Genomic DNA, 5,123 nt, shown 5'->3' on the forward strand with positions numbered 1-5,123 from the left:
GGCCGGGTGGGGCTTCGGGGCCGGGTTGGGCTCCGGCTTGTGCTCGCAGTACACCTTGTTCTTGAAGAACTTGCAGCCCGGCATGTTCTTCACGTCCCGGGGCCCGTTGCCCTTCTTCTTCTTTTTCCCGCTCTTGTTGTTCTTCTTGCCCTTGCCGTCGTGATCGCTCTTTCCGTGGTCGAAGTGACCGGCCGCGACCGGGGTCACCTCGTTGGCGTGCGATGCCGTGGCGGCGAATGCGCTGGAGGGCAGCAGCGCGCCTCCTCCGACGAGCGCGGCCGAAACGGCCAGCATGGTGAGACGCTGCTTCCGAGAAGTGCGGATCATAAGAGTTCCCCTTCTGTGGGAAAAGTCGAGCAGGGAGATTCCAGTAAGCCCGCTGTACGCCTCCCCCGTCAGGTCACCCGATTTCGGGACTTGACAGGACCGCCGTGCGCACGTTCCCGTACGGCGAGGCGCGGCGAGGCGCGGCGCGCAGGGTCGGCAGGACCGGGAGCCGGCGGGGGAGAGGCGCGGGGCCGGTGCGCGCGAAGACCCCCGGCCAGTGGCGGTCGGGGGTCTTTCGGTGGGGCGGTTCAGGCGTTGGGGCGCTTGCCGTGATTGGCCTTCTTCTTCTTGCGGGCCCGACGCTTGTTGCCTCGTTTGGCCATGGTGCGAGTCTCCCTCATGTGGTGACTTTTCAGGACGTCGTCAGTCTAGGTTCGGCCCGAGCCCTCCGCATCAGCTCCGCCCCGACGGCGACTCGAATCATGGAATCGGGCGGGGTCGAGCTGCGCCGGCAGCGGGATAGTAGGGGTATGTGCCGTTCCATTAAGACCCTGCGCCCGCCCGCCATCCCCGAGAAGGCCACGGAGGAGGAGATCCGCGCCGCCGCCCTCCAGTACGTACGGAAGGTGTCCGGGTTCCGGGTGCCGGCCGCGCACAACCGCGAGGTGTTCGAGGCCGCCGTGGACGCCGTCGCCGAGGCCACCGCGGCGCTGCTCGACGGGGTGCACGTACGGGCCGCCCCGGCGTAACCAGGAGCCGGCCTACGCCCCCTACGCGGCCCCGGTCCCCGCCGCGCGGCGGCGCAGCACCCAGACCCCGGCGCCGAACGCGCCCGCGGCGAGGGTGCCGCCGGCGACGATCTGCCCCGGGCTCATCGAGCCGATGCTGCCGCCCGTACCGCCACGTGCCGCGCCAGGGGTGACCTGCAGCGATACGGTGACGCGCGCCCCGCCCGGGCCGCCGCACTCGAAGGTGACGCGGTGCGTGCCCGGGTTGGCGTCGCGGAAGACGGTGGCGCTGCCGAAAAGATTGGTGGCCTCCGGATTGCCGGGGGCCAGCCGCACCTCTCCGAAGGCCGTCGACGTGGCCCGGCCGGCCCTGGTCCCGCAGCCTTCGACGCTGAGGGCGACGCGGCCACCCGGGGCGACGTTGGTGGGGGAGACGCTGGCGGAGGGGGCGGCGTACGCGAACGTGGCGGGCGCGGCGGCGGCGATGAGGGTCGCGGCTGCGACGGTCATCAGACGTCGGGCTGTGACGGGTGTCGTGGCAGGCGGCTTGGCGGGCATGGAGAGAACTCCTCGGCTCCTCGAAACGGCGCGGCCAGGGCACGGATGTGACGCGGATTCGGTTGCGCACCGTGCTCTGGACGCTAGGAGCCCGGGCCGGGGGCGGCGATCGGGGCCGGGTGAACGGGTGAGCCACTGCTCCGCCCGGGGGAGGAGGCCGGGGATTTCCCGCCCACGGGCGTCCCACGGGCGTCGCGTCCCACGGGCGTCCCGCCCACGGAGCCTGCAGGGCTGTGGACGTTCTGCTCGCGGATGTCTCGCCCGCGGAAGTCGTACCCCTGGATGTCCGCCCGTCGACGTCTCAGGCCGAGAAGCGCGCCTACGCCGCGGGAGCCGTCGTCGCGGTCGGGCGGCGCACGAGGAAGGCCGCCAGGGCGCCCGCCGCGAAGAGGGCGACGAGCGAGAGCGCGGTGCCGAGCCACTGGGTGCCCAGCCACTGGGTGCCGAAGTAGCCGAGGGCGACGCTGTAGCCGGCCCAGGCCATGCCCGCCAGGACCGACCAGGGCAGGAACTCCGCGACCTTGCGCTGCGTCTTGCCCGCGCCCAGGGACACCACCGATCGCCCGGCCGGGGCGAACCGGGCGATCACCACGAGGGCGCCGCCGCCGCGTGCCAGGGCCGTGCCGAGGCGCTCATGGGCCCGGGTCAGCCGGCGGGAGCGGGCGATGGCCCGGTCCAGTCGGGCGCCGCCGCGCCGGCCCAGCCGGTACGCGGCCATGTCACCCAGCACCGAGGCCGTCGTGGCGATGACGAGCAGGAGCAGGATGTCCGGCACCTGCGCGGGCACCGGCACCGGTCCCGCCGCGCCGGCGGCCGCGGCGGCCGCGGCAGCGGTGATCACCAGGACCCCGCTCGGCAGTACCGGAAGGAAGACGTCGAGCACGACGGACACCGCCACCAGGGCGTAGATCCATGGGCTCGCGGTCAGCGACCCCAGCGTCTCAAACAAAGCGGGACTCCCCAGTCCGATTGACGTGCTGCGGCATGAAGCGCCGCGACGTCGCGGGGGAGCGGCAGGAGCGGCTGACAGCCATACAGCGTACGCCCGGCCCCCGTACCGCGGGTGCTCGGGGCGGTTGCCACACCGTCGACGCGTCAACTCCACCGCCATCGCAGTCCGCTGCCCGAGCCGCTTCCGCCGACCCGAACCCGACCGAACCCCACCGAACGTGCCGGATTCCCTGCTTCCTCCGACTCTGCCGCCCCGGCCTGCCGAGCCTCTTGCTCCGCCGGTCCCTTACTCCGTCGCGGTGAGCTCCCGGTCCAGCACCGTCACCAGCCGGGCCCCCTCGCGCTTCTTCAGCGCCTGGTCCAGCCGCAGCCGCGCCGACCGCCCCGACAGTGCCAGCGTCATCAGCTGGTTCCCGAACCACGGTCCACCCGTACGCCGCCAGTTCAGCGGCGGCCGTCCCGTCCGCCCGTGCAGCGAGAAGCCGCGCCCCAGCCACCGGCCCGTCCGCGACCAGCCCAGCCGGAATCCCCACTTCACCGCGGTGTGGATGGAATTATGAACCGGCGAGCACGTCAGCTGGAACACCCGCGCCGTACTCGGTATTCGAGGCTCGGCCACATATGCGTGATGCACGTCCCCCGACAGCACGCACACCGTCGCCGGTGCCCGCGGCCCCGTGCCCACCTCCTCGATCAGATCGGTCAGCGCCGCGAACGAGGCCGGGAACGCCGCCCAGTGCTCCAGATCGCTGCGCCGGCGCAGATTCTCCCCGATCCGCGCCCACCGCGGCCCCCGGTCCCCCCGGCACAGCGCGGCATTCCACGTCTCGGCATCGTGGATCAGCGGCGGCATGAGCCAGGGCAGCGAGGACCCGATCAGCAGGTGGTCATAAGCCCCGTGCCCGGCGAGGGCGTTCTCCCGGAGCCACTGCTGCTCCGCCGGGTCGTGCATCGCCCGCCCGTCCTCGGCCAGCACCCGCGCGGCCCGCGTGTCCACCATCAGCAGTCGGGTCCGGCCGAAGTCGCGACGGTAGCTCCAGCGCACCGTGCTCGGATCGGCATCCGCCGCGGACGCGAAGGCCCGCAGCGCGTCCGTACCGTCGGGGGTGCCCCGGACGGCTCCGTACAGCTCGTCGGCGGCCAGCTCGGACGGCGAGAGATTGCCCAGGTGCTGGTACACCCAGTACGACATCAGCCCGCTGAGCACCCGCTCGCGCCACCACGGCGTCGCCCGCATCTCCGCCAGCCACGCCGCGCTCGTGTTCCAGTCATCGATCACGTCGTGGTCGTCGAATATCTGCAGGCTCGGCACGGTCGACAGGAGCCAGCGGATCTCGGGATCGAGCCACGACTCGTAGTAGAGCCGCGTGTACTCCTCGTAGTCCGCGACCTGGGCGCCGGGCGCCTCCCGCAGGTCCCGCCGCGCAGCGAGCCACTGCCGTGTCTCCTTGGACAGTGCGTCGGCATACACCTGGTCGCCGAGCAGCAGCAGGACGTCCGGGCGGACCGCCTCCGGATCGGCCGCCAGTCGCGCCGAGAGGGTGTCGAGCGCGTCGGCGCCGTGCGGGCCGTGCCGGCCGGCGGGCGGCGCGGCCTGCCGGCAGGAGCCGAAGGTGACGCGCAGCCCGGGCGCGGGTCGGCCGGGCGCCGCCACTGCCGGAGTGGTGATCGTGCTCGGCGGGAAGCCGCTGTCGGGCAGCGGCCACACGCGCCGGCCGTCGAGCAGCACCTCGTACGCCGTCGTCGCGCCCGGGGTCAGGCCGGTGACCGGCACCAGCGCGTAGTGGTGACCGGCTATCTGGAAGGTGCGCACACTGCCGCCCGCCCCGTCGGCGCACCGCACCTCGGCCGTGCACGGGCGGTCCGCCTCGACCCATATCGTGGCCGATCCGCCCGTGTCCCAGTCGACGTGGCGCAGCAGTGGCCCCAGACGCAGTCCGGCCATGGAACTCCCCCTCCTCCGTAGCCCCTTCGATCACGGTACGACGGGAGGGGGGAGCGACGCCTCCCCCTGGCGGGGGAAAGATCGGCCGGCCGGGTCAGCAGCCGTTGAGGATGTTGACCAGGGCCGTCTTCTCACCCGAGTCCATGCTCAGGCCCCAGTACTGCTTCACGTCGACCCACATCCGTGCGTACGTACAACGGTAGGCCGTCCGCGGGGGCAGCCACTTGCCGGGGTCGAGGTCGCCCTTGGCCTGGTTGACGTTGTCGGTGACCGCGATGAGCTGCGGGCGGGTGCGGTCGTTGGCGAACTGCTGGCGCTTGCTGGTGGTCCAGGAGTTGGCGCCGGAACGCCAGGCCTCGGCGAGCGGGACGACGTGGTCGATGTCGAGGTCGGAGGCGGCGGTCCAGGTGGCTCCGTCGTACTCGGAGTACCAGCTTCCGCTCACCGCGGCGCAGGACGAGTCCTGGACGACGTTCACTCCGTCCCGCTTGAGGACGGTCTCGCGGGTGTTGCAGGTGCCCGAGACGGTGCTCCAGTGCGGGAAGAGGTCGCGGCTGTAGCCGCTGGTGGACCCTTCGGTCTTCGGCGCGACCGTGGCCAGGTACGCGCGGGCGGCCGAGGCGCTGATGGGGGCGGGCGGGGCGGCCTGCCGGCAGGAGCCGAAGGTGACGCGC

The 5,123-nt window shown here is 72.5% G+C and carries 7 protein-coding genes; 1 reads left to right on the forward strand and 6 read right to left on the reverse strand.

Translation table 11 applies throughout. The features are described 5' to 3' along the window. Both PV721_RS41075 and PV721_RS44215 read right to left on the reverse strand, forming a co-directional pair. The coding region (locus tag PV721_RS41075) for a hypothetical protein (protein WP_319733646.1) at nucleotides 1-327 on the reverse strand (327 nt) is incomplete at its 3' end. Between the two features lie 248 nt (nucleotides 328-575). Then, on the reverse strand, nucleotides 576-650 hold the full coding sequence (locus PV721_RS44215) for a 50S ribosomal protein bL37 (protein ID WP_100661309.1): 75 nt from the start codon (nucleotides 648-650) through the stop codon (nucleotides 576-578). Between the two features lie 147 nt (nucleotides 651-797). Here PV721_RS44215 and PV721_RS41080 point away from each other — a divergent pair, with 147 nt between their 5' ends. Further along, complete coding sequence (locus PV721_RS41080) at nucleotides 798-1,016, forward strand: DUF2277 domain-containing protein (RefSeq protein ID WP_319733648.1); 219 nt, start codon at nucleotides 798-800, stop codon at nucleotides 1,014-1,016. A 21-nt stretch (nucleotides 1,017-1,037) separates the two neighbouring features. Here PV721_RS41080 and PV721_RS41085 read toward each other — a convergent pair whose 3' ends face one another. From PV721_RS41085 to PV721_RS41100, 4 genes are all read right to left on the reverse strand, one after another. Next, nucleotides 1,038-1,553 carry a hypothetical protein gene (locus PV721_RS41085; RefSeq protein WP_319733650.1) on the reverse strand — a complete coding sequence of 172 codons (516 nt, stop codon included), beginning with the start codon at nucleotides 1,551-1,553 and terminating at the stop codon, nucleotides 1,038-1,040. A 319-nt stretch (nucleotides 1,554-1,872) separates the two neighbouring features. After that, nucleotides 1,873-2,502 (reverse strand): DedA family protein, encoded by a 630-nt coding sequence (locus tag PV721_RS41090; protein ID WP_319733652.1) that lies wholly within the window; start codon nucleotides 2,500-2,502, stop codon nucleotides 1,873-1,875. A gap of 288 nt (nucleotides 2,503-2,790) precedes the next feature. Continuing rightward, nucleotides 2,791-4,449 carry an alkaline phosphatase D family protein gene (locus tag PV721_RS41095; protein WP_319733654.1) on the reverse strand — a complete coding sequence of 553 codons (1,659 nt, stop codon included), beginning with the start codon at nucleotides 4,447-4,449 and terminating at the stop codon, nucleotides 2,791-2,793. Between the two features lie 94 nt (nucleotides 4,450-4,543). Beyond that, nucleotides 4,544-5,123 (reverse strand): HNH endonuclease family protein (locus PV721_RS41100; RefSeq protein ID WP_319733656.1); only part of this gene is annotated, 580 nt, incomplete at its 5' end.

Source organism: Streptomyces sp. MB09-01, from assembly GCF_033794505.1.
In the GTDB taxonomy this organism is placed as follows: Bacteria; Actinomycetota; Actinomycetes; order Streptomycetales; family Streptomycetaceae; genus Streptomyces.

What these genes read in the sequence shown, in the direction of transcription:
- PV721_RS41085 (WP_319733650.1), bottom strand. Translation starts at nt 1,553, where the DNA reads ATGCCCGCCAAGCCGCCTGCCACGACACCCGTCACAGCCCGACGTCTG.
- PV721_RS41080 (WP_319733648.1), top strand. Translation starts at nt 798, where the DNA reads ATGTGCCGTTCCATTAAGACCCTGCGCCCGCCCGCCATCCCCGAGAAG.
- PV721_RS41095 (WP_319733654.1), bottom strand. Translation starts at nt 4,449, where the DNA reads ATGGCCGGACTGCGTCTGGGGCCACTGCTGCGCCACGTCGACTGGGAC.